The organism is Aliivibrio thorii, from assembly GCF_057368585.1.
The window spans coordinates 2,228,665-2,253,028 of sequence record NZ_CM170654.1 but is presented as its reverse complement, the minus strand read 5'-3'; the positions used below and the strand labels follow the sequence as shown (position 1 = coordinate 2,253,028).

Sequence of the window (24,364 nt, the reverse complement as noted above, 5' to 3'; positions counted from 1 at the left end):
ATTTAACTAGATGAAACTGAAATAAGGAGCGTGTTATGTATCAACAACGGATTGTTATCGATGGTTTGCAATACTGCAATTGGGATAGAGAGTATTTTCAGACTCTCAAAGCAAGTGGCATTACAGCGGTTCACGCCACCATGGTGTACCACGAAAATGCACGAGAAACCTTGAGTCGTTTTGCTGAATGGAACTTACGTTTTGAGAAAAATGCAGATCTAATCATGCCTGTTTATTCGATGGCTGATATTGAAGCTGCAAAAGCGGAAGGCAAAGTCGGTATTTTCTTTGGCGCACAAAATTGCTCTCCCATTGAAGATGAAATTGGTTTAGTTGAGGTCATGCGTCAACAAGGGTTGTTGATCATGCAATTGACCTATAACAACCAAAGCCTACTCGCGACGGGATGTTATGAAAAAAATGATACTGGTATTACTCGTTTTGGACAGCAAGTGATTGAAGAGATGAATCGTGTAGGGATGATCGTTGATATGTCTCACAGTGCAGAGCGCTCAACCCTTGAAGCGATTGATTTATCGTTACGTCCTATTTGTATTAGTCATGCCAACCCTTCTTTTGCTCATGATGCATTACGTAATAAATCAGACACAGTAATTAAAGCATTGGCAGAGCGTGGTGGCTTACTTGGTTTTAGTTTATATCCATTTCACCTGCCAAATGGCAGTCAATGTTCATTAAATGACTTTTGCCAAATGATAGCAAAAACGGCCGACATGGTTGGAATTGATCATTTAGGTATTGGCAGTGATTTGTGCCTGAATCAACCACAAGAAGTGTTGGAGTGGATGCGTAATGGTCGTTGGTCAAAAGCGATGAATTATGGTGAAGGTTCAGCGAGTAATTCAGGGTGGCCAGATGCGCTCCCTTGGTTTTGTGGAAGTGCTGGGATGGAAAATATTTACAATGGATTAATGCGTCACGGGTTCAGTGAATCTGAGGCGGGGAAAATACTAGGTGAAAACTGGTTTAACTTTTTACAGCAAGGACTAGAGCCTATTTCGTAAAGCGAGACCCATACATGGAGCAGCCTACTCAATACAAAAATAACAGGGTAGGTGGTAAATACACCTTTGCAGCTGCAAAGCAACTTCTGGAGTCAGAGTATGTCTGATTTAGCTAATAGCGTGAAAGAGTCAAACAAAAATACGATAAAAAAGGAAACTAAAACCTCAACATTACAAAGTAAAGAATCAACATCTGAAAAGTTAGGGCTTGATAACCCTGCTTTATGGTATAGCGGTGGTTTTATCGCTCTATTTGTTTTACTTGCATTGGTTGATGGGGAGCTCTTATCAACGGTTGTTAATACTGGCTTTTCATGGGCAGTGAAAATATTTGGTCCTTATTGGCAGCTACTTTTATTGCTGACATTTTTAATTGCTCTTGGGCTTGCCGCAGGACGTACTGGTCGAGTGATATTAGGTGGCATTGATAAACCTGAAATGGATGGTTTTCGATGGGTTGCTATTATCTTTTGTACTTTACTTGCTGGTGGTGGGGTGTTTTGGGCCGCCGCTGAACCAATAGCACACTTTGTTAATGCCCCACCATTATATGGTGCTCAAGAGAGCGCTCAGCAAGGTGCCGTAAATGCACTGTCACAGTCATTTATGCATTGGGGATTTTTAGCCTGGGCGATAGTGGGTGGTTTAACTTCCATTGTTGTTATGCACCTTCATTATGATAAAGGTTTGCCTCTTAAACCGAGAATTCTTCTTTATCCTCTTTTTGGTGAGCGTGTACTTAAGGGTCACACTGGGGCATTGATTGATGCATGCTGTATTGTCGCTGTTGCTGCGGGAACTATAGGTCCAATTGGCTTCTTAGGTTTACAAGTGAGCTATGCGTTAAACGCGTTGTTTGATATTCCTGATGGGTTTACCACACAGTTCATTATCATATTATTTGCGATTGCATTATATACCTTATCAGCATTAAGTGGTTTGAACCGCGGCATGCAAGTGTTAAGTCGATATAACGTAATTTTAGCCGCTGCACTTATGCTTTATATCCTTATTTTTGGTCCAACTGATTTCATTGTGAATAGTTATATTCAAGGCGTTGGTAGCATGATTGATAACTTCATACCAATGGCGACATATCGTGGTGATGAAGGATGGTTAAGTTGGTGGACAGTCTTTTTCTGGGGATGGTTCCTAGGATACGGACCAATGATGGCTATCTTTATTGCGCGTATCTCACGTGGTCGAAGTATTCGTCAGTTAGTATCGATGATCTGTATTGTTGCACCGTTAGTGACGTGTTTTTGGTTCACTATTGTTGGTGGATCTGGATTGGCGTTTGAAATCGCCAATCCAGGTAGTGTGAGCTCGGCCTTTGAAGGGTTTAATTTACCGGGGGTTTTACTTGCTGTTACATCTCAACTACCAATGCCAATGCTGATATCTATCTTATTTCTTATCTTAACTACTATCTTCATTGTGACAACAGGCGACTCTATGACGTACACCATTAGTGTCGTGATCAGTGGTGAGACCGAACCTAATGCCATTATCCGAACTTTTTGGGGGGTGATGATGGGGGTAACCGCATTAATCTTAATTTCCTTAGGGTCTGGTGGTATTTCAGCGTTGCAATCCTTCATTGTTATCACCGCGGTTCCTGTCTCTTTGATTCTTTTGCCTTCATTGTGGAACGCACCACAGATAGCAATGAAAATGGCCAAAGAGCAAGGTTTATAAACGACATCAATAACGTGAATTGAGTGGTGGAAACATCACTCTATCTGGCTCTAATAAAAGAGCTACCTATCAATATAATTATAACGAGAAATGGTGGTGAGCAACATGGATGCACATCGTTCAACGTACGCTGAAACTCATCTGCGTAAACCTGAAATTGTAATGGCACCAGAAAGATTAGGTGCAATGCATCAAAATAGGATCAGTTTTGTTCGTAGCTTAATACGAAAAATGGCACAACAAAATTGGCAAGTAACTAAACATGAATGGCAATTATCCCCCCAAGGTTTTGGTCATGTTATTTATAAATTAGTTACGGGCAATCACACTTATCACCTCGTTGTATTTTGTGATGAGATAGCAGATGAAGAACGTAATGATCGTGTTATTGCTGAGAAGTGGGACGTGACCTTTGCATTAGTTCTTGGAGATGTGGATGTTGAGTTATTAAGTCGCTTAAAAGCCAATGTCCCATTACAAGAAGCAGGAAGAAATCCGAATAATGTATTGGTGTTAGCCAGAGCAAATAAAAGTGTACGAGTGTTTGAACATCTTGTTTCTCATTTAGCTAAAGGAGAACAACCTGCCCAAAAAGTGCTTGCGGAGGTGGGTTATATCCTTCGAACGACCGCTGTTTATGGTAATGGTAAATTTGGCATTGCAGATTTCAAATTGCTGGAAAATAACCCTGATTTTAATCAGTCGTTTAGTGCCCAAATGTGTGCGGTTTATATGTTGCGCCAATTTAGTTTAGATTGGGTTCACTATTTAGCAACCGAGCAAGGAGGGAAAGATGCCGTTAATTTAGATCGTCAACTGCAGCGCTACCTTGGGGTAGGCAACGCGACTGGCTTAGGGATGGCACCGTATTTAATTAATCATCCTTGTATTGTAGATCAGTGGATGTTTGCTCGTGAAATGGCTTTGGCTGAGGTTCTTCATCACAGAGTGTCACTGAATAAGAAATCACCTCTGGATTATTTATTGAAAAAAGCAGTGCTGCACTTAGAGCAGGTTATTACTATTAATGAAGTTCAAGATAACCTTAATCATATTGCAGTGTCTGAATTAAAAGAGTTTGTGAACAATTTAGATAATGTACTTGCTCTCAGTTCAACTTGGGAGGATGTAGTCACTCAAGCTCATAATATGAGCTTAGAAGCACAAGAGATTCTTCTGTCTTGCTTAATGGAAATTCATCCAGAATTAGTCGATAGATTTGAAGAGCAAATGAACTGTAGTGAAACGCTTTCTCTACCGAGTGGGAAGAAAGTGCAAGATTTGCAGATAATCATAGAGGGTTGTTATCAATGGGCGATCGGCACTGATTTTACTAAACCAGAGAATAACTACTGGTTTTGGTATCGCTCACAAGATAAAGAAGAGCCACGGTTAGGGGTTAGAGGGCAAGAAAAGGGAGAGGATAGAGAGCTGCCATTAGACATTGGTCGACAGGTTTATCGCCTTTACCATTCGCTATTGAAATGTGATAAGACGTTATCATTGGCTGAGTTTTTGGTTGAGCATCCTAAGTACCGTGCCATTGCACGAAGAGTGTGGACATTAGGGCATAAGGCAATGGGGGATATTCAAATGAATGTACTACATAAGTCGTCTTTACCTATGCATTTATTACGCTGTAAATTAGCGGTGTTTGGTGCGACAAAATTTGATCCTCGCTCAGATCGCTGGGTTAGAGTTACGTTTTTTCAAGGAGCGCCATTGCTCGATGAGATTAATGATGGTGAATGGCTGTTCCCATTATTGCCAGCCGAAGGAGAAAGCGAATGATCGTTTCACATAATGAGTTAGTTGCAGTAACTAATAAGGCATTTCTGGGGATGAGACGTACCTGTGGAGAGGCTGATATCATTGCTAACATGGTGGCAGACCTGCAAATGGTTGGTCTTAATGGCGTTAGGCATTTTAATAATGCGACTAAGTTTTTAATTGCTGAAGAAGATTGCCCTGTAGATATTACAATGTCCAACTCAGGGAGCTTGGTGGTGGACTTACACGGTTGCAGTGTAGCTTGTCATTTGCCTGTAATCGTTGATTATGCGATTGAAAAAATGGTAGAGAAAAAAGCCTTAACGATCACGCTTAAAAAATGCCATAACCGTTGGTTAGCTTACAGTGAATTAGTAAAGTTGGCAGCGAAAGGTATTGCCTGTAAAGCTCATTGGGAAAACGGTACGAGCCCTAAGCGAACTTTATATGTCTTGAATCGAGGGTGTGTGGCTCCTGAATTATTCTTATCCGATAAAATAGATCTAAACAGTGGTTACCTTAATGATATGACAATTGAATTATCAGTAAGAGATTTCGATGTAATGGCACTATCTGAAGGATACAGTATTCATATCGATTCTGCGGAATTAAGTTCAACACAAGAGAATGCATGGCGACACGGCATTGATGTTGATGATGTCGATTGGGAAAACTTGAAAAAAACCGCGACCGCTATTTTAGTCGAAAATAGTGAACAATCTCTAAAAGGGGCAGGTGAACTGGTCTAAGTAGAGTAAAAAAGTAATGCATACTAATGGCACTCATGGTAAAAACAATGAGTGCCTTTTTTACACTTGTCTCAAAGTTAAGGCTGTTTGCCTGTATATTTATAAGGCAATTTTACATAAGGTTACTTACACTTATTTAGTAAGCATTTAAGGAAGAGGTGGTTTATATGAATACGTTAGATACAAGTAACAGTATGGTTTCAGATTTAGAAACGACAAAAAAATTACCAATTCAACATGATCAGCTAGATGATACTGTAAATACGTGGGACCAATTAACTGAAAAACAACAACAAGATATACTCGCTCATTTGACAGCAATACCTTTTGAGTAATTTTTTGCGTTAAAACATTCTTTATTCCCTTATTCGGATAATTTAATCCAATGAGGTTTACTTTGTGGCACTTTTATAACAATTGTATCAAAAAATAGCCTTTTTCTTCCTTATCCCCTCACTATTCTGCAAACTGTTAACTCTATTACATTATCAAGTCTTAGCTTTGTAGTTACTTAATCATTGAGCTAAGTTAATAAAATTATTATAAAAATAATAGGCAACGGAGTTTGTCGAAGGATATGGAGCAATAGTCACGGATGATATCTTATTTACTCAGACGACTTTTATTGGTTGTCCCTACCTTTATTGGAATTACCTTACTTATTTTTGCCCTTACTCGATTTGTGCCGGGTGGCCCCGTTGAACGAATGCTACTGAGCTTACAAATGCAAGGTGCCTCTGAAACCGGAGGAACCAGTAGTGTTACCGATGGTAATAATGCATTGTCTGAAGAGCAAATCGCAGAACTCAATGCTTTTTACGGCTTAGATAAACCAGTCTTTGAAGCCTACTATGATTGGTTAACTAAGTTAGTTGTTCTTGATTTAGGTGAATCGACCCGTTATTACGAACCAGTATGGGACATGATAGTCGAGCGCTTACCTGTCTCTCTTTTTTATGGGGGAATGACCTTTCTACTTAGTTATATGATCTCTATTCCTCTTGGTTATCTTAAAGCCTTAAAGCATGGTTCCATTCTTGATTCTACTTCTTCCATTGCGATTTTTGTTGGTTTTGCTTTGCCGGGCTATGTGATTGGTGTTTTTTTGATTAGCTTATTCAGTTACCAATTAGAATGGTTTCCAATGGGAGGCTTTGTTGGCGATGATTTTGATGACTTTGGCGTTTTTGAACAAATAAAAGACATTATGTGGCATGCGGTGTTGCCTCTATTTTGTTATTTGATTGGTGATTTTGCTTTACTTACCATGACAATGAAAAACAACCTAATGGAAAACCTTGCGTCGGATTACGTGCGTACTGCCATTGCAAAAGGGTTGCCGTTTAAAAAAGCAGTACGTAAGCACGCATTGCGAAATAGCTTAATTCCTGTAGCAAGTCATTTTGGTAATTCATTAATGTTCTTTATGACTGGGTCATTTTTGATCGAGGTTATTTTCAATATTGATGGTATTGGATTACTAGGTTATGAAGCGATAATGGAGCGTGATTACCCAGTAGTTATGGGATTGTTTGCCATTAATGCCACCATGTTGATGTTAGGTAATATCTTATCTGACATTTGTGTTGCAGCGGTTGATCCGCGCGTTAAATTTGGAGCTTAATTATGTTGTCTATTTTGAATTTAAGTCCATTAACGCAAAAGAAGGTTCAACGATTTAAAGACATAAAACGCGGCTATTGGTCTTTTTTAATTTTATCTTTGTTATTGGTTTTATCTATTTTTGCTGAAGTTTTTGTTAACAGCCGAGCTTTGCTTGTTAGCTATCAAGGCGAGTGGCATTTTCCGACGTATGGTGATGTGAAATCAGGAGACACTTTTGACTTGGGTTATGCTCATGAAACTAATTACAGAGAATTACAGCTTAAGTTTGAACAAGAGGGCGAAGGTAACTTTGTCATTATGCCAATTGTCCCTTGGAACCCTTATGAACAAGATTTTTCTGGTGGTTTTCCACCGACAGAGCCAAGTATTGAAGGAAAACATTATCTAGGTACAGACACCATTGGGCGAGATATTCTATCTCGCTTGACCTATGGCTTTAGGATTGCGATGGGCTTTGCGCTAATAACGTTAGTGATCTCGTATGCGATAGGGGTTTCTGTTGGCTGTGCTATGGGGTTCTTTGGTGGAAAGTTCGATCTATTTTTTCAACGTTTTATCGAAATTTGGTCTATGGTGCCTTTCTTATATGTCATCATGATCTTAGTCTCCATCATGAAGCCAAGTTTTATGCTCTTTACCTTAATCAATGTCATGTTTGGTTGGATGGGGATGACATGGTATATGCGAACCATGACGTACAAAGAGAAAGCACGGGAATATGTGATGGCAGCTAAAGCATTAGGTGCATCAAATACACGAATTTTGTTCCATCATATATTACCAAACACCATGGTAATGATTGTTACCTTAGCGCCATTTACCATTGTCGCCAATATCACCGCTCTTACTGCTTTGGATTATTTGGGACTAGGTTTAATGCCACCGACACCAAGTTGGGGAGAACTATTGCAACAAGGTAAATCAAATTTAGATTCACCATGGATAGCGAGCTCTGTTGTTACGGCAATTGTCACCGTATTAATCATGGTGACGTTTATTGGGGAAGGGATCCGTGAGGCGTTCGATCCGAAAAAACACACAAGATATGTTTAATATCTATCGAAGATAAATAATAAGAAAGGAATCGATGATGAAAAAAGGACTGACAACATTAGCGGTATCAATCGCTGCATTATTTAGCTTTCAAGCGTTATCTGCTGATTTACCCAACAATCTAGAGTGGGAAACGAATGATTCAGCACCGACATTTGCATCACCAAAAGCGACCTTTGGTGGGACGTTTCGAACCTATACGTTGAGCTTTCCTCAAACGTTTCGAACGGTAGGGCCGGACTCTAATGGCACCTTTCGTTCGTGGATATTACAAGCCAACTTACCGCCATTAATGAAACACCCAAATACCAATGAATGGTTGCCAGGATTAGCGCAATCTTGGGCGTTTGGTGATGATAACAAAACCGTTTATTTTAAGTTAAATCCTAAAGCAACATGGAGTGATGGCAAACCGGTTACAGCCGACGACTATCAGTTTATGCTTAAACTAATGCGTTCAAAAGATATTGTTGCTCCTTGGTATAACGACTTTTTTACCAATGAAATTGCAGATGTAATTTCTTTTGATAAACATACGATCGCCATTGTTTCAGCAAAAGCTCGTAACCGTGATGAATTAATTGAATACACAAACTTAATGCCGCGTCCTGCCCATTTTTACAGTAAGCCGAAAGTCGATAAAAATAACGACGGTATTGATGATAAGTTTGTTCGTAAATACAACTTTAAACCAGAGCCAGTGACTGGACCTTATTACATCGACAAGATTAAAAAAGGCAAAAACATTGCGTTTAAACACGTCGGTGAGGATTGGTGGGGGTATGAAAATAAATACAATCAACACCGTTTTAATGTTGAAAAAATTAATATTAAAGTGATCCGTGATGCGGACATTGCCCTTAAACATTTTGAAAAAGGCAATTTAGATTCGTTTGATTTGGTGCGACCTGATTTGTGGCATGAAAAATCGGACGGTAAAAATTATCAGAATGGATACATACAAAAAGCATGGGTTTATAACCAAGCCGCGGTTGGAGCCGGAGGGCTTTGGATGAATACGGCAAAACCTATGTTAGATGATATTAATGTTCGTAAAGGAATTATGTTTGCGACCGACTTTGACATGATGATAGCTAAAGTCTTACGTAATGATTATTCACGTAAACCAAATGGCATGGGCTTTGGTCACCCGGGTTACGATAATACCGACATAAAAGCGCCTAAGTTTGATGCTAAAAAAGCCATTGAGTATTTTGAAAAGGCAGGGTTTAGCAAAGTAGGATCTGACGGTATCCGTATCAATGATAAAGGGGAACGCTTGAGTTTTGCAGTGACGTACTCTCAACAATCCTTTACCCCACGAGTTGCCGTATTAAAAGAACGAGCAAAACAAGCAGGGTTAGATCTTGAGCTTAACCTTATTGATGGATCGAGTATGTTTAAATATGTACTTGAGAAAAAACATGATATTTCCTTCCATAATATGGGAACCGGAGAGATCCCCGCTTACTGGGAATACTTTCACTCAGATAATGCCAATAAACCACAAACTAATCACTTTACTAACTTTTCTTCACCAAAGTTAGACGCGTTAATTATTTCATTTAAAAATGAATTTGATATTGAAAAGAAGCAGGCGTTATCTCGTGAAATCCAGCAAGTTATTGCTGATGCAAACGTGATCGTTCCTGGTTATATGGTGCCTTATGCTCGTGCGGGTTACTGGCGTTGGATTAAATTACCAGAGCAAATAGCGACGAAGCAGACGGGATATTTATTTCATGGTTGGGGATTCTCTCAAACCTTCAGTACTTTTTGGATTGATGAAAAAACCAAGAAAGAAACTAAAGCGGCAATGAAGTCAGATAAAACGTTTGAACCAGTCATTATTATTGATGAAACCTATAAGCTGTAGCGCTTATTCTTATAAATTAATGGCTAGGAGAGGGATCTCTTAGCTAGAAAATAATAATACCAATTCCATTAATTATCTAATCATTATTACTGGTTAAATCACTCAATAGTTGCGTTAAAAATTATTCTTGTAGAATAACTACTTATAAGAATTTTTGCCTTACTCTTAAGTGATTTTTCTGCGTAATAAATAGATCATCTAATTAGTTACATTGGTATAATAAAAACAGTGAAGAAGCATATGGAAAGACAAATTGTATTAGCCGTTGAAGATCTAGTTACAGAGTTTCAAACGGACGAAGGAACAGTTCGAGTGCTTGATGGTGTGAGTTTTCAAGTACCTAAAGGTAAAACTATTGGGATTGTTGGTGAATCGGGCTGCGGAAAAAGCGTCACGTCCATGTCTATTATGGGCTTACTGCCTAAGCCTTACGGTAATGTGGTTGGTGGTCGTATCTTATACGGAGATATCGATCTGGTTCAATTAAGTACCGATAAATTATATGAAATGCGAGGTAACCGTATTTCAATGATTTTCCAAGATCCCATGACAGCATTAAACCCTGTACATACCATTGGAAAGCAAATTAATGAAGTATTAGAGCTTCATCGTCCTGATTTAGACAAAAAACAGCGTTTAGTATATTCAATTGAAATGCTTGAAAAAGTAGGAATGCCCTCACCAGAAACGCGATTGCACGAATATCCACATAATCTATCTGGTGGTATGCGCCAACGAGTCATGATAGCAATAGCTCTTGCTTGTGAGCCTGATATTTTGATTTGTGATGAGCCAACGACTGCACTAGATGTGACTATCCAAGCTCAGATTTTAGAGTTAATGAAAAAACTGCAAGATGAAACGGGTATGTCGATTATTTTTATTACTCATGATTTAGGCGTTGTTGCTGAAATATGTGATGAAGTAGTCGTGATGTATGCAGGAAGGGTAGCTGAACAAGCTGGTATTTTTGAATTATTTGATAACCCTAGTCACCCATATACAAAAGGACTAATGTCCTCAATGCCTAGCTTGAGTCTTCAGCCAAAAACAGAACTTGAAACCATCCAAGGTACCGTACCTTCCTTAAATGAAATGCCAAGCGGTTGTCGTTTTTCAACTCGTTGTAAATACAAGCAAGAGAAATGCGAGTCGGAAGTACCTATGATGAGCGAAATCAGCTTATTACACCAAGTGAGTTGTCATTTTAGTAATGCATTAGCGATCAGTACTGAGGAGATAAAATGAGTGAATTGTTGAGTGTTGATGATCTCAAGCAGTATTTTTACTCAGGTAAAGGGATCTTTAATAAGGGTTATGTGGTTCATGCGGTTGATGGAGTTTCACTGAGTGTTAATAAAGGTGAAACGCTTGGGCTTGTGGGAGAGTCTGGTTGTGGAAAAAGTACATTAGGTCGTAGCCTTATGAAGTTATTTGAGCCAACTTCCGGGCGTATTTTTTTTGAAGGGCAGGATATTACTCATTTAGGCAATAAAGAAATGCGCTCACTTCGTCAAGAGATGCAGATTATCTTTCAGGACCCAACAGAATCATTAAATCCTCGTCATACTATTGAAATGATCTTAGAGGAACCTTTTGTTATTCATAATGTTGGGACAAAAGAAGAACGCAAACAGTGGGTAGAAGAGCTATTGATAAAAGTGGGCTTACCAATAAGTGCTGCAACCCGTTATCCTCATGAGTTTTCTGGTGGGCAGAAACAACGTATTGGAATTGCTAGAGCTATAGCATTGAAACCAAAGTTAATTGTGTGTGATGAGTCAGTATCTGCATTAGATGTATCTGTTCAAGCGCAAATTGTGAATTTATTATTAGCTTTACAACGAGAGATGAATTTAGCATTAATTTTTATTGCTCACGATCTTTCGGTGGTTAAGCATATTTCAGATAAAGTTGCGGTAATGTACTTAGGTAAAATAGTGGAATATGGCGACTCAGAGACGCTTTATCATTTTCCTAAGCATCCTTATACCGAAGCATTATTATCCGCTATACCTGTTCCTCATCCTAGGTTCAGGGGGAAAAAACGCATTATTTTGACTGGCGATGTACCATCACCAATTAACCCTCCCAAAGGCTGTCGATTTTCTACAAGGTGTCCAAAAGCAGAAAAGCAATGCTTTAAAGAGGAACCACAAAGAAAGATTTTAAATAATGCAGGTCATGAAGTTGCTTGTCATTTATATAAATAAATATCTTTTTTGGAACATCTTTTTTTTACTTGTTTTATCCTATAGTTAATAAAAAAGAATTGAGGATATTATGAAAAAATTACTCGTATTGATTGCCTTTGGAGTATTGGCTGGTTGTTCATCACAAATGCCAGACATGGGAACTGCGAAACCGGTACATTATCAATGTGAAGAGGGGCGAAATTTTCAAATCACATTCAATGAAGATAAAGCATTATTACAGTTACCAAAAGAAGATTATGCATTGAAACGTGCAGTATCAGCGTCGGGTATGAAGTATATTTCTGATGATGGGATGCCAGATATTAGTACAGCGATTACTTTTCTTGGAAAAGGAGATGAAGCTCGGTTAGATCTTGGGCGTGTTGTTTTAAAAAACTGCACTGTGATGAAATGATTTAGTTTACGTATAAGCAGAAAGGCGATGCATTGATAATGCGTCGCCTTTTTATTTAGCTAGTGAATTTACGTTTAAGAACCATAAGTCACAATATATCTATTAGGTTTATGATTCATGGCAAGAACAATATTTAATACAACGGCGCCAAGAACGGAAATCGCCAATAACCACGGTGTAATAAAAAAGAAAGAAGCACTTAAAATACAGAAGTCGATAGCCATCTGAACTTTACCAACTGAGATACCAAATTTTTCTTGGATAAATAGGCATAAAACATTAAACCCACCCAAGCTAGATCGATGTCTAAATAAGATTAACATGCCTAACCCCATCAATAATCCACCAGCAATAGCGCAGTAAATATCATTGATATGATCAACAGATATCATCATATTCAAATGGTCAGTCATGATAGAAACAAGAGCACCAGAAATTAGACTAGTTAATGCAAAACGTTTTCCAAACCTCTGCCAAGCTAAGGCGTAAAACGGTAAGTTACATAAAAAGTATAAAATACCAAAGCTGATACCACTCATTTGGCTGATTAATAAAGCCAAACCCGTTGTGCCGCCTGTAAGTAATTGTGCCGCCTGTAAAAAGAAAACGCCTTGAGAAACGAGAAAGGTGCCAGTCAGGATAGCAATTACATCTTCCTTGTGCGTGTGTTTTATTTTTTCCATAACAATAAGTCTATTAACTAATACCAACAAAATAATGCCCGCAAGAATAGTGTGATTTTCAATTTATGCAATTGTTGATAGATAAATATGGCAGTGATTTTGTAGTAAACCCTTTACATAGTGTAAAGCTCAATATTGACACTTCTTGAGTCTCATTCATGTTGATAATGAGCAATCCTCAACAGAAATAACAAAGAAAAGTACTATTTAGGGTATCTGATCCAGATCAAATTATGTAGAATACGTTGCAGTTAAGACTAGTGACGTAATCGTTTGCGTCGCTGGGCTATTTTTGGGTTTTATATTTATCTGAGTCAGGAGATACAGATGCTTAAGCGTGATATGAACATTGCAGATTACGATGCAGACTTGTTTGCAGCAATCCAGGAAGAGACAGTACGTCAAGAAGAGCATATCGAGCTGATTGCTTCTGAAAACTACACTAGCCCACGAGTGATGGAAGCTCAAGGTTCACAACTAACAAACAAATATGCAGAAGGTTACCCAGGTAAGCGTTACTACGGCGGCTGTGAGTTCGTTGATAAAGTAGAAACACTAGCTATTAACCGTGCATGTGAACTGTTTGGTGCTGAATACGCAAACGTACAGCCACACTCTGGTTCTCAAGCAAATAACGCAGTTTACATGGCATTACTCAATGCTGGCGATACAGTGTTAGGCATGAGCCTTGCTCACGGTGGTCACTTAACTCATGGTTCTCCAGTAAACTTCTCTGGTAAGCTTTACAACATCATTCCTTACGGTATTGATGAAGCTGGTCAAATTGACTATGAAGAAATGGAAGCACTAGCAGTAGAACATAAACCTAAAATGATCATTGGTGGTTTCTCTGCTTACTCTCAAGTATGTGATTGGGCTCGTATGCGTGAAATCGCAGATAAAGTTGGCGCTTACTTCTTCGTAGATATGGCTCACGTAGCAGGTCTTATTGCTGCTGGTGTTTACCCTAACCCAGTACCACATGCTCACGTAGTGACAACAACAACTCATAAAACGCTTGCTGGTCCTCGTGGTGGTCTTATCCTTTCTAATGAAGGGGAAGATCTTTATAAGAAACTAAATTCAGCTGTATTCCCTGGTGGTCAAGGTGGCCCTCTAATGCACGTTATCGCTGGTAAAGCGGTTGCATTTAAAGAAGCACTAGAGCCAGAATTTAAAGAATACCAAGCGCGCGTTGTTGCTAATGCAAAAGCGATGGTTGCAGAGTTTCTTGCTCGTGGTTACAACATCGTTTCTGGTTCTACTGAGAACCACCTGTTCCTAGTTGATTTAATCGATAAAGACATCACAGGTAAAGAAGCAGATGCAGCATTAGGTTCTGCTAACATTACCGTTAACAAGAACTCTGTACCAAACGATCCACGTAGCCCGTTTGTTACTTCTGGTATTCGTGTTGGCTCTCCTTCAATTACTCGTCGTGGTTTCTCTGAAGAAGATGCAAAAAACCTTGCGGGCTGGATGTGTGACATTCTGGACAACATGGGTGATGAGTCTGTTATCGAAGCAACAAAAGCAAAAGTACTAGAAATTTGTAAGCGTTTACCTGTATACGCTTAATCTCTAAACCTGCTTTAAGTATTAAGAAGGTCAGCCTAGTTAAGCTGGCTTTTTTTTGTCTGAAATTTAGTAAATTATTAATAATTCATTGGTTATTCTGAGTGATTTATATACACAGTGGAAATTAACTTCATATTATTCATGAATTAAATGTAAACTAGATTCCCTTTCATGATTCTTATTCTATTTCTGTATTATTTTTGAGAATTGGTGAAAATAAATATGGTATGTTTCGATCTTAGTGAACTGAACGTTTAGTTTCAGCACTTCTAAAAGGTTGAATTATGAGTAAGAAATTATTATTAGCATCGTTGGTATCAATGTTGCTTACTGGCTGTAATCAAGAAAGTATAGAGCTGGGTGGAGGTACGTCGACTAAGCCTGAAACTATTCCGCCGACAGATATTATTCCGCCAGAACCAGAGCCAATCCCTCCTACGGATATTATTCCGCCAGTTACTTATACCGGAACGTTAGTTGCATCTGGAAAAGCAATTACAGGTGATGTTGAATGTAACGGTAATGGGTTAGATATAGACACTGGAACATTCAGCGTTAAACAAGGGCAAGCATTTAGCTGCTTTTTCGGCGGCGTTGAATTAGGTAGTTTCAATGCTCCATTCCCTAGTGATAAAGCAATCAATGTAAGTAATGCGACACTTCTAGCTTCTTTTGACCTAGAAGATAGTAAAGGTATAAATGCCACGGTTGTTTTACAATCTATCTCGACATGCGGGCAAGATGAAATTTGTTTAAACAAAATAGATTCGTTTGATATTCAAGACATTTATACGGATGAAAACTTAGCAGACCAAATTGCGGTTGATGCTTTTATTGCACCAAAAGAAGAAGAAGCGACTGATGAAGTAGGTAAAGCACCTAGCTCACACGTTGATGTTGAAATTGTTCCAGAAGTGACACCTGGAACAAGTAATGATTTAAATAGTGGTTTTGTTTCAGCTAGTGCAGAAGATAGTTATGCCTATAAACCAAGTGCTGAAGCGAAAGTATTAACTAAAAGCCAGTTAACGGATAATGCAGGTACACCATTAGCTGGAGTTAATTTCTTCTCAGCTAATGCGGTAGGTACTACGGGGGAAAATGGTGAGTTTGAATACTTGTGGGGCGACAAACTTACCTTTGGTATTGATACCTTTGAATTTGGCAGCGTAGCTGGGAACCAAGTTAGTTATAAGATCACAGATGTTAGCGATAATGCGGTAGTAAAAACGAATATTCAATCGTTAATTACACGATACGCAGAGAATAATAATTATGGGCTGCTTATCTCTGATAAAGTTCAAGAGACGTTTTCTCTTTACCCAAATGTAATCAACGAACTGATTAATTTAAGTTTACCCAATGGTGGGAAAATTGAAGGAACAGAATTTTTATTACCTAATGAATTTGATTCACAATTCCAAAATGGGTTAACTGCTGCTATTGATGCCGAGTTACAACAACCAGTCTCATTTTATTCTTTAGATATCCCATATGTATTCTCACTAGATAATGGCACTTATGTAACCGATTCTCTAACTAAAATATTTAATGGGGTAACTAGCTTCCATGTCTTCAATGATAACGGCAGCTTTTATGGTGCAACTGGCTATACACGAGGAATGCGAGCGTTAAATTTATCTAACCGAGCATTTCCTATTATGATGCCTCGTGCGGACATCAACAAAGATATTCCGTTTGGAGAGCAGCAAGCATGGACTCGTGAAGGCCGTCCTTATATTGCAACTTATCCTGGTACAGAAATGCCGCCGATCCCTCTTGTATCAAAAGATAACGCTACTTTTGGTTTTCCTTTTGTTACCGCTGGCGAAATTGGTTCTGGTAAAGTGGTATTTATGGGTAATAGCATGTACCCAAGCATTATTTCATGCCCTGATAACTATTGGGCTCATGAACTTGTGCGTATTGATAGTGAGGCACAACAATGTACATCATCATTTTATTTATTAAATGATGTGCGTAATGATCAAGGAAGTATGGGGATTTTTTTCTCTAATCTATTTACTTGGTTAAATGGTGGTAACTCGATCAAAGATATTAATGTTGCTACAAATATTACTAAAGCAACACTACTTAAACCTGGCACATCACACGGTACAGAATATGACTTCTTTGTAAACCGATCTTTTGGTTTCTCACCATTTGTCAAAATGTTAACTAAGGATGGATTCTCTGGACATTTATCAGTAAGTGAAACGCCGTTATTAATTCTTCAGGCTTATCCGCCTAAGCCTCAAGGTGATGGTATGAGCCATCGTTTTATTGCTGATTTAGAAAATCCCAATCTAAGCCAAGATGATATTACTGCTTTAATTACTTACATTAATGAAGGCGGCAGTGTTGTATTTATGGATGCAATTGATAAAGTGACTAACCCTGAACCGATTGGACGTTTAGCTGATTCAGCTGGTGTTTCACTAGGTGGGAGTAACGTTACACCAACGTCACAAGCATTTTGTGGTTCGTCATATTATTGTCAAGCACCATCTCCAAACCTTCATGTGAAGAGCCAATATGAAATGGTGGTTCTTGAACGCTTCCAAGATGTAGATGGACAACAACCGTATACAGTAAATCAAGATGGTTCGGTTGAATGGACTAAAGATGAAACTAAGATTAAGTTTGAAATTCCAACTTATGAAATGATCAAACGTGATGATAAAGGTATCCCTTTATTAGACAAAGATGGCAACTTTGTAATGGAGACTAAGTTCGCTCGCATTTTTGTTAAGAATGGTGAAGAAAGAGCAGCTGCTATATCTGAATTACAAGAAGCATTTGAAGGAACACCTTTATGTACTCATTCTTATGAGTATGAATTTAACTGTATAGAAACTCGTCAAGGTGATGGTGTACAAGTCCGTGGTGCATATTGGCGTGCGGATTTTGATCGTTATCAAATGAACCAAGATGTTGTAGAGAGTATGGTTAAAGCTGCAAACCTTGGTGATAATTTTAATGCTCTAATGGAGCATGAGCTTTATTACCGCACCAAAGGTAAACAAGGAGCACGTTTATCTACGGTCGAGCTAAATCAGACGTACGATAATCTTTCAATTTGGATGTGGAACGATAACCCATACGCTTATGATCCTAATGGTCAAGATGAATTAGGGTTTAAAACGGCGGTTAACTTCTTAAATTGTTATACAGATAATCAACATCAAACGGATATTCAAGAAGCTGCTTGCCCGGTTGATCTAAAAGCAACATTAATTGCAAATGGTATGATTCATGGTGAAGGTGAATTAGCGGGACAAATGAACCCTAGCTACCCACTAAACTACATGGAAAAACCGTTAACTCGCATTATGTTAGGTCGTTCTTTCTGGGATCATGAAATAACGGTTGATACGACTAAATACCCAGGTCAAACAGTTGGTGTTATAACATCTGAAGCTGTTAATATTGAGACCGCAGGCAAGGCGGTAAGTTATTCCGCTGGAAATAACCAATCAACGGGCTTATGGGCTCCTCAATTAAGTGAGGTGACGGTTCGTGATGGTGTGACTGCAATGATTACCGTTATGATGGCGGATGATTTAACAGGTAAACCACAGCATGAAACAAGTTTAAATCGTCCTCCAAGAATGCAGATGAGCTTTGCTCATAATGGTAGTTCAACAACATTTAAAGTTCCTTATGGTGGTTTAATTTATATTAAACCGACAGAAACATTAAGTGGTGCTTCAACTGTCGCTGAATTTAATTTGGACGGTGTTGAAAAAGCGGCATGGTGGAAGAAAGATCCAGCTAATAATCTTGGTGAGTGGGTAAATACACCTGATTCTTCAACTGCGCCAATCGCAGAAATTGATACGGGCTCATTTATTTATACTACCGCTCTTAATAATGTTAAGACAGCTGATCTAAATGAATTCAGTAAAAATATGAACCGTTTTGCTGATGCGGCAAGTGATTTTTACGGTCGTGATGAAGAGAGTGTAGATGGTAAACATCGTCGCTTTACTTATCCAGAGCTAAAAGAGTTCCGCCATCGTTTTGTGAATGATGTACAGATTTCGATTGGCGCGGCTCATTCTGGTTATCCTGTGATGAGTAGTTCATTTAACGTGAAGGCAACGACACCGCCAACAAATGCAATTGATGATTGGTTGGTATGGCACGAAGTCGGTCATAATCTTGCTTCTGCACCATTCTCAGTTCCTGGAAGTACTGAAGTAACAAATAACCTTCTAGCTCTGTATATGCAAGAATTGGAAGGTCGTAATGCTAATCCTGAGATGGATAGAATTAGAACTAGCATTCAAAAAGCTCCAATTTGGCTAGGCTCTAATAATGGACACGCGTGGAGTCATGGTGATGCGGGTCTTCGTTTAGTTATGTTTGGTCAATTGAAAATTTGGGCGGAAAGTCATTTCAATGTTGATGATTGGTATGTTGATGGTGAAACTAAACCTGCTATTTACAATCAAGATCAAGGCTGGAACATGATTAAGCTGATGCATCGTAAAGCTCGTGGTGATCAACAAGGTGATCAAGGTATTAATTATTGTAGTTCTCACGATACAGGCTTAAGTGCTGGTGATCTAATGATGGTGTGTAGCTCTTATGTATCAGGCTATGATTTAAGAGATTTCTTCACTACATGGAATGTGGGAGAAACTTCTGTAACTAATGCCGATGGTACTAAAGTGTACTCGGGTGGGATTAGTGATACAGGGTTAAGTGAATTAACAAGATTACGCTTAGAAAAACCAGAAGTAAGCCCACTAACTATTAATTCGCTACCTAATTAATATTAAGTAATTAAGCTTATATTAACTAAACAAAAGCCCCCGAACCATCACGGTTCGGGGGCTTTTTATTGTCAGCTATTTAATAAAATAGAAACTGATTAAATTGGGTATTACTTGTTAATATTAATTAACGCGCCAGATTTACATTGGAAAGTATAGTAACGGCTTGTTTCATTAAATTTGCCTAGACCTTCACCAGTACAGTAATCCACATTAATATCGCGCATGATGTCTAATGTTTTTTCATTGTTCAGTTGGAACTTAGAGCCATCACTACATACGATACGAACACGGCCATCATCACTTACTGAATACACTTTTACTTCTGTATTACATAGCTCAAAAGACGCATCTTGATAGTTATCTTGCTGCTTTGGAGCGCTGCTACAACCGGCTAAAACAAGTGCAAAAACACACGCTAGACTGATCTTTTTCATTTTGATTATTCCTTTAAGCTAAATTATCTTTTAAATATATCTTGTAACTCTCTGGATTGCGAGCTTATGCCAGATAAATCAGTTAGACCTTAATAGTATTGATTTGAATTGTTAACTCGGACATTGTTTGTTCGATATTCATCATTTCATTTTCAAGATGATGAATAAGCTCATTGGTGCCATTTGCTAATGAGGCCAAATCATCAATGTCGGAATTTACCGAATTTGCGGTTTCAGATTGTTCTAATGTCGCTGCTGAAATACTGGTATTGAAACTGTCGATCTCAGTAACGGCAGAATGCAATGAATCAATAAATACGGTTGAAGAATTTACGCTATCTTGAGTTTTTGCACTTAATGCTTTGCTCTCTTCCATTGAAGAAAATGAGTGTTTAGCGCTATGACCAATGGTATCTAACAATTGGCGAATATCGCTTGTCGCTTCTTTGCTTCGTTGAGCTAATTTTCTTACTTCATCAGCAACGACAGCAAAGCCTCGTCCTTGCTCTCCTGCGCGAGCTGCTTCAATAGCGGCATTTAAAGCAAGTAAGTTCGTTTGTTCAGACACGGCAGTAATAGTGTCTAAAATCTCAGAGACATTAAGAGTTTGCTGCCCTAAGTGCTCAACGTGTTCATGGGTGTTAATAATACTGTGATGCAAATCATTCACTATGTCAGCGGTATTCATTGTGTGGTTTTTACATTCAGTAGCATTGTTTGTTGCTTTGGTTGTTGTCTCATAGGCACTGTTTGTTACTCCTGCAATTTCAGAGCTGGTTTGTGCCATTTCAGTCATTGCTGTTGCAATACTGTCACAGTGAGTCAGAGTTGTTTGGCTTGATTTAGTCGCTTGTTTTAGGTGGTGGCTTAATGAATTAAGTTCGTTCTGAGTTTTAGAGGCGACAGTATGCGCGGCGCGTAAAGGTAATGAAATATTTTCAATTAGAGAGTTAATGTCTTTTGCGATGTCATCAAATTCATTTTCATTATTATCGTCTAAGACTAACGTTAAATTTTTAGTCGCTGATATTTCATTGATACGGAGGCTGAATGTTGTCATTCGTTTACTGATCGAGCGTGTTGTCATAAGACTTATGATTGTAATCGGAAGAATAAGTAACAGTGCGATCGCAATGTAAATATTACGAATGAATTTTGCATCACTCATGGTGTCATGAGCGGAAGCATTCAATTTTTTAGATATGTTATCAGTGATCGTTTTGATTAAGCCAATACGTTGAGTTGCTAATGAAAACCAGTCACTAGCTGTTGGACCATTTAATGCCTTTAAATTATTTTTTTGAGATAAATAATCATTTTGAATATTAGATACTTTTTGCCAAGTATCAGAACGAGAGGTTGAGTTTAACTGTTCAATAAATAGTGGAGATAAAACAGAGCTTGCCTGACGGATGGCAAGAGATTCTGTGGTTAGATAATTATTAATATCGGCATATTTATCTAAACTTGATTTCTTTCCTGAAAATGCTCCATTTAATGCCCCTCTTACTTTTCCGGCTTCCTCTTTTACTTGCAGTAAAGCTGATAGCCCGAGCATTTCGTTACGTAAATTTTGAGAGTTAATGTTACCAATAATGACAGAAATGGAATCAAGTGAAAGCTGATTAATTGTTGAGTAATAAACGAAAGGGGATGTGGTAATTTGTAAATTGTCCACTTGAATTCGAATTGATGGCTTCTTGTTTAGTTGTGCAGTGATATCTGATAGCAAGGTACTTACCATGTTTTTATCTAAATACACCGCGTTGAAATTTTGTAAGTTTTTTTCTGCGAGGTCTGATTTTTTTACGCTGTTGGATTCATTTTTCTTTGCTAGATAGCCCTTCTGAAGCAATAAATCCTGCGGTTAATCCACGTTCAACAGCAAAGTTATGTGCCACATTATCTAAAGCGTTAAAAAGAGATACAGCTTCAAGAGAATAATTTGCGTTATAAACGTTTTTATTTTCTTGCATTAAAAGTTGAATGAGAAAGACTGAGATAATCAATGTTGGCAGTAGAGATATGATTAACAAGCGGAGTTTAATACTTTTAAAAACAGAGATTGTCATAAGTAACCTTCTAATTAATATGGGTATACACGTATATTGGTATATTCAATTGATACTTTAGTTAATAATTTATTTATCTTGCTCTAAACCTCCCTTCTTCTTTAGGTCTAATGTAGGCACCGTTACGCTTTTCTTGTACACTAAATAAAAAATAATAGGAGGCAAGAATGCATTGTCCATTTTGTAGTGCAACCGACACAAAAGTTATCGACTCCCGATTGGTTTCTGATGGTCATCAAGTTCGTCGTCGTCGACAATGTTTGGCGTGTAATGAGCGATTTACTACATTTGAATCAGCCGAATTAGTAATGCCAAAAGTAATTAAGTCGAATGGTAATCGTGAACCATTTAATGAAGATAAACTTTCGGGTGGTTTATATCGTTCATTAGAAAAGCGTCCTGTTAGTGCAGATTTAGTCGAATTGGCGTTGAATACGATTAAATCACAATTGCGAGCTACTGGTGAACGAGAAGTGCCTTCTGATATGATTGGAAACTTAGTTATGGACCAATTAAAAGAGTTAGATAAAGTTGCTTATATTCGTTTTGCTTCGGTATATCGTAGTTTTGAAGATATTAAAGAGTTCGGTGAAGAAATCGCAAAGTTAGAGAAATAACATGAAATTTAGCTCCCAAGATTACCAAATGATGCAAAAGGCCATTTTATTGGCAAAGCAAGGCATTTTTACTACTGCGCCCAATCCAAATGTAGGCTGTGTGTTGGTTAAAAATGGGCAAATCATTGGAGAGGGAGCGCATTTAAAAGCTGGCGAACCGCATGCAGAGGTTCATGCATTGCGTCAAGCGGGTGAAAATGCTAAAGGTGCAACTGCCTATGTAACCTTAGAGCCATGTTCTCATTATGGTAGAACGCCCCCTTGTGCAGAAGGCTTAATAAAAGCAGGTGTTGCTAAGGTTATTTGTGCCATGGTAGATCCAAACCCTCAAGTTGCTGGACGAGGGTTAGCGATGCTAAATGCTGCTGGTATTGAAACTGCATCAGGTTTATTAGAAGTAGACTCTAGAGCCCTAAATCCTTCATTTTTACAACGAATGGAAACGGGAAAGCCGTTTATTCAATTAAAGATGGCAGCCAGCCTTGATGGTAAAACCGCATTGAAAAATGGTGAAAGCCAATGGATTACCTCTAAAGAAGCGAGACAAGATGTTCAGCGTTATCGTGCTTTATCTGGCGCAATATTATCAACAGCAAAAACGGTAATAGAAGATAATGCTTCTCTTAATGTTCGTTGGAATGAACTTCCATTATCCACCCTAGAAAACTATCCAGAAAAAGAACTAAGACAACCATTAAGGGTTATTTTAGATCGCCAACATCAACTCACCCCAGAGCTTAAATTATTTAAGGTAGAGGGGGAGGTTGCAACTATTTCTTCTCACTTTGATCACTCAATTGATTCTCAAAAACATCATCTGCATTGTAACGTTTGTGATGAGGATAAGCTGATTTTGTCAGAAGCAATTGATAAAGTAGCTCAAGAATACAATGTTAATCATATTTGGGTTGAGGCTGGTGCGACTTTAGCTGCGAGTATGATAGAAGCGAATTTAGTGGATGAATTAATTATCTATTTAGCGCCTAAGTTAATGGGCGCTGATGGACGTAGTTTATTAAATATTGTCGGATTAACCGCAATGTCTGAGTCTATTGAATTAGACATTACAGATGTTCGAATGGTTGGAAAAGACATTCGAATTACAGCAAAAATAGCAAGGTAACGTATGTTTACAGGAATTATTGAATCAATCGGCACACTTCAAGCTATCACGCCAAAAGGTGAGGACATTAGTGTAACTGTTAATGTTGGTAAATTAGACATGGGTGATGTAAAGCTTGGAGATAGTATCGCAACCAATGGAGTATGCTTAACGGTTGTTGCTATGACCGCACAAACTTACACTGCCGATTTATCACTAGAAACGCTTAAACGTACTGGGTTTGTTGAGTACAAAGCAGGCGATAAAGTGAACCTTGAGAAAGCGATGTTACCAACGACACGCTTTGGTGGACATATTGTCTCTGGCCATGTTGATGCAGTTGGTGAAATTATTGAACGTCATCAAACAGGTCGAGCGGTTGAGTTTTGGATCCAATTACCACAAAGTTTAGCAAAGTATGTGGTAGAAAAAGGGTCGATTACGGTTGATGGCATTAGCTTAACAGTGAACGATTTACGTAAAAATGCATTTAAGCTGACGATCGTTCCTCATACGGCAGCAGAAACAACCATGGATAACTTCTCTGTAGGACAAAAAGTGAACTTAGAAGTCGATGTTATCGCTCGTTATTTAGAAAGACTTGTGATCGGACAGAAAGAAGAGCAACCTGAGTCTTCTGTTACGATGGATCTTTTGGCAAAATCAGGTTTCTTAAAATAACCACTT

General features: G+C 38.5%; 20 protein-coding genes. 16 read left to right on the top strand and 4 right to left on the bottom strand.

Annotation, left to right across the window (positions count from 1 at the left end; genetic code table 11):
• Window positions 1-35: 35 nt before the first annotated feature.
• The 11 genes from AC2IP4_RS10200 to AC2IP4_RS10150 all read left to right on the top strand — a co-directional run bounded on the left by AC2IP4_RS10200 (window position 36) and on the right by AC2IP4_RS10150 (window position 12,407).
• On the top strand, window positions 36-1,025 hold the full coding sequence (locus AC2IP4_RS10200) for a membrane dipeptidase (protein WP_486310239.1): 990 nt from the start codon (window positions 36-38) through the stop codon (window positions 1,023-1,025).
• Between the two features lie 99 nt (window positions 1,026-1,124).
• Window positions 1,125-2,723: a BCCT family transporter gene (locus AC2IP4_RS10195; RefSeq protein ID WP_486310238.1), complete on the top strand. Its 1,599-nt coding sequence runs from the start codon at window positions 1,125-1,127 to the stop codon at window positions 2,721-2,723.
• A 90-nt stretch (window positions 2,724-2,813) separates the two neighbouring features.
• Entirely contained in the window at window positions 2,814-4,514 is a 1,701-nt protein-coding gene (locus tag AC2IP4_RS10190) for a hypothetical protein (protein ID WP_375321939.1), read from the top strand.
• Window positions 4,511-5,242 (top strand): DUF3726 domain-containing protein, encoded by a 732-nt coding sequence (locus AC2IP4_RS10185; protein ID WP_486310237.1) that lies wholly within the window; start codon window positions 4,511-4,513, stop codon window positions 5,240-5,242. Before AC2IP4_RS10190 ends, AC2IP4_RS10185 begins: the two co-directional genes overlap by 4 nt.
• Window positions 5,243-5,409: 167 nt before the next feature.
• Window positions 5,410-5,577 (top strand): hypothetical protein, encoded by a 168-nt coding sequence (locus tag AC2IP4_RS10180; protein ID WP_181044545.1) that lies wholly within the window; start codon window positions 5,410-5,412, stop codon window positions 5,575-5,577.
• 260 nt (window positions 5,578-5,837) lie between these two features.
• Entirely contained in the window at window positions 5,838-6,866 is a 1,029-nt protein-coding gene (locus AC2IP4_RS10175; protein WP_486310236.1) for an ABC transporter permease subunit, read from the top strand.
• A gap of 11 nt (window positions 6,867-6,877) precedes the next feature.
• On the top strand, window positions 6,878-7,921 hold the full coding sequence (locus AC2IP4_RS10170) for an ABC transporter permease (RefSeq protein WP_486310756.1): 1,044 nt from the start codon (window positions 6,878-6,880) through the stop codon (window positions 7,919-7,921).
• Window positions 7,922-7,958: 37 nt separating this feature from the next.
• Window positions 7,959-9,797 carry an extracellular solute-binding protein gene (locus AC2IP4_RS10165; protein ID WP_486310235.1) on the top strand — a complete coding sequence of 613 codons (1,839 nt, stop codon included), beginning with the start codon at window positions 7,959-7,961 and terminating at the stop codon, window positions 9,795-9,797.
• A 240-nt stretch (window positions 9,798-10,037) separates the two neighbouring features.
• The gene (locus AC2IP4_RS10160; RefSeq protein WP_486310234.1) at window positions 10,038-11,045 is read left to right on the top strand and encodes an ABC transporter ATP-binding protein; all 1,008 of its coding nucleotides are present in this window, start codon (window positions 10,038-10,040) and stop codon (window positions 11,043-11,045) included.
• Window positions 11,042-12,010, top strand: coding sequence for an ABC transporter ATP-binding protein (locus tag AC2IP4_RS10155; protein WP_486310233.1), 969 nt, complete (start codon window positions 11,042-11,044; stop codon window positions 12,008-12,010). The genes AC2IP4_RS10160 and AC2IP4_RS10155 overlap by 4 nt, the downstream gene beginning before the upstream one ends.
• 70 nt (window positions 12,011-12,080) lie before the next feature.
• Entirely contained in the window at window positions 12,081-12,407 is a 327-nt protein-coding gene (locus AC2IP4_RS10150) for an MliC family protein (protein ID WP_375321944.1), read from the top strand.
• Between the two features lie 74 nt (window positions 12,408-12,481).
• Here AC2IP4_RS10150 and AC2IP4_RS10145 read toward each other — a convergent pair whose 3' ends face one another.
• Window positions 12,482-13,090 (bottom strand): YitT family protein, encoded by a 609-nt coding sequence (locus AC2IP4_RS10145; RefSeq protein ID WP_375321945.1) that lies wholly within the window; start codon window positions 13,088-13,090, stop codon window positions 12,482-12,484.
• 327 nt (window positions 13,091-13,417) lie between these two features.
• Between AC2IP4_RS10145 and glyA the strand changes: the two genes are divergently transcribed.
• Window positions 13,418-14,668, top strand: a complete 1,251-nt coding sequence (gene glyA / locus AC2IP4_RS10140; RefSeq protein ID WP_375321946.1) for a serine hydroxymethyltransferase — start codon at window positions 13,418-13,420, stop codon at window positions 14,666-14,668.
• A gap of 284 nt (window positions 14,669-14,952) precedes the next feature.
• A complete protein-coding gene (locus tag AC2IP4_RS10135) occupies window positions 14,953-19,449 on the top strand; it encodes an SslE/AcfD family lipoprotein zinc metalloprotease (RefSeq protein ID WP_375321947.1) in 4,497 nt (1,498 codons plus the stop codon).
• Between the two features lie 110 nt (window positions 19,450-19,559).
• Here the strand turns inward: AC2IP4_RS10135 and AC2IP4_RS10130 are convergent, their stop codons facing one another.
• The 3 genes from AC2IP4_RS10130 to AC2IP4_RS10120 form a co-directional block, all read right to left on the bottom strand.
• The gene (locus tag AC2IP4_RS10130) at window positions 19,560-19,886 is read right to left on the bottom strand and encodes a hypothetical protein (protein WP_060993576.1); all 327 of its coding nucleotides are present in this window, start codon (window positions 19,884-19,886) and stop codon (window positions 19,560-19,562) included.
• Window positions 19,887-19,968: 82 nt separating this feature from the next.
• The gene (locus AC2IP4_RS10125; RefSeq protein ID WP_486310755.1) at window positions 19,969-21,648 is read right to left on the bottom strand and encodes a methyl-accepting chemotaxis protein; all 1,680 of its coding nucleotides are present in this window, start codon (window positions 21,646-21,648) and stop codon (window positions 19,969-19,971) included.
• Between the two features lie 58 nt (window positions 21,649-21,706).
• On the bottom strand, window positions 21,707-21,958 hold the full coding sequence (locus tag AC2IP4_RS10120; RefSeq protein WP_486310232.1) for a hypothetical protein: 252 nt from the start codon (window positions 21,956-21,958) through the stop codon (window positions 21,707-21,709).
• 167 nt (window positions 21,959-22,125) lie between these two features.
• Between AC2IP4_RS10120 and nrdR the strand changes: the two genes are divergently transcribed.
• Genes nrdR through AC2IP4_RS10105 form a run of 3 tightly spaced genes read left to right on the top strand, consistent with a single transcriptional unit; the run spans window position 22,126 to window position 24,358 of the window.
• Entirely contained in the window at window positions 22,126-22,575 is a 450-nt protein-coding gene (gene nrdR / locus AC2IP4_RS10115; protein WP_060993574.1) for a transcriptional regulator NrdR, read from the top strand.
• 1 nt (window position 22,576) lies between these two features.
• Entirely contained in the window at window positions 22,577-23,698 is a 1,122-nt protein-coding gene (gene ribD, locus AC2IP4_RS10110) for a bifunctional diaminohydroxyphosphoribosylaminopyrimidine deaminase/5-amino-6-(5-phosphoribosylamino)uracil reductase RibD (protein WP_375321951.1), read from the top strand.
• 3 nt (window positions 23,699-23,701) lie between these two features.
• Window positions 23,702-24,358: a riboflavin synthase gene (locus tag AC2IP4_RS10105; protein ID WP_486310231.1), complete on the top strand. Its 657-nt coding sequence runs from the start codon at window positions 23,702-23,704 to the stop codon at window positions 24,356-24,358.
• The last annotated feature ends 6 nt before the right edge of the window (window positions 24,359-24,364 follow it).

Excerpts from the sequence above, each read along its gene's own strand:
- AC2IP4_RS10135 (WP_375321947.1), top strand. The coding sequence starts at position 14,953 with ATGAGTAAGAAATTATTATTAGCATCGTTGGTATCAATGTTGCTTACT.
- AC2IP4_RS10160 (WP_486310234.1), top strand. The coding sequence starts at position 10,038 with ATGGAAAGACAAATTGTATTAGCCGTTGAAGATCTAGTTACAGAGTTT.
- AC2IP4_RS10180 (WP_181044545.1), top strand. The coding sequence starts at position 5,410 with ATGAATACGTTAGATACAAGTAACAGTATGGTTTCAGATTTAGAAACG.
- AC2IP4_RS10145 (WP_375321945.1), bottom strand. The coding sequence starts at position 13,090 with ATGGAAAAAATAAAACACACGCACAAGGAAGATGTAATTGCTATCCTG.
- AC2IP4_RS10200 (WP_486310239.1), top strand. The coding sequence starts at position 36 with ATGTATCAACAACGGATTGTTATCGATGGTTTGCAATACTGCAATTGG.
- AC2IP4_RS10155 (WP_486310233.1), top strand. The coding sequence starts at position 11,042 with ATGAGTGAATTGTTGAGTGTTGATGATCTCAAGCAGTATTTTTACTCA.
- AC2IP4_RS10150 (WP_375321944.1), top strand. The coding sequence starts at position 12,081 with ATGAAAAAATTACTCGTATTGATTGCCTTTGGAGTATTGGCTGGTTGT.
- AC2IP4_RS10130 (WP_060993576.1), bottom strand. The coding sequence starts at position 19,886 with ATGAAAAAGATCAGTCTAGCGTGTGTTTTTGCACTTGTTTTAGCCGGT.
- AC2IP4_RS10175 (WP_486310236.1), top strand. The coding sequence starts at position 5,838 with ATGATATCTTATTTACTCAGACGACTTTTATTGGTTGTCCCTACCTTT.
- AC2IP4_RS10165 (WP_486310235.1), top strand. The coding sequence starts at position 7,959 with ATGAAAAAAGGACTGACAACATTAGCGGTATCAATCGCTGCATTATTT.
- AC2IP4_RS10120 (WP_486310232.1), bottom strand. The coding sequence starts at position 21,958 with ATGACAATCTCTGTTTTTAAAAGTATTAAACTCCGCTTGTTAATCATA.
- glyA (WP_375321946.1), top strand. The coding sequence starts at position 13,418 with ATGCTTAAGCGTGATATGAACATTGCAGATTACGATGCAGACTTGTTT.
- AC2IP4_RS10190 (WP_375321939.1), top strand. The coding sequence starts at position 2,814 with ATGGTGGTGAGCAACATGGATGCACATCGTTCAACGTACGCTGAAACT.
- nrdR (WP_060993574.1), top strand. The coding sequence starts at position 22,126 with ATGCATTGTCCATTTTGTAGTGCAACCGACACAAAAGTTATCGACTCC.
- AC2IP4_RS10105 (WP_486310231.1), top strand. The coding sequence starts at position 23,702 with ATGTTTACAGGAATTATTGAATCAATCGGCACACTTCAAGCTATCACG.
- ribD (WP_375321951.1), top strand. The coding sequence starts at position 22,577 with ATGAAATTTAGCTCCCAAGATTACCAAATGATGCAAAAGGCCATTTTA.
- AC2IP4_RS10195 (WP_486310238.1), top strand. The coding sequence starts at position 1,125 with ATGTCTGATTTAGCTAATAGCGTGAAAGAGTCAAACAAAAATACGATA.
- AC2IP4_RS10185 (WP_486310237.1), top strand. The coding sequence starts at position 4,511 with ATGATCGTTTCACATAATGAGTTAGTTGCAGTAACTAATAAGGCATTT.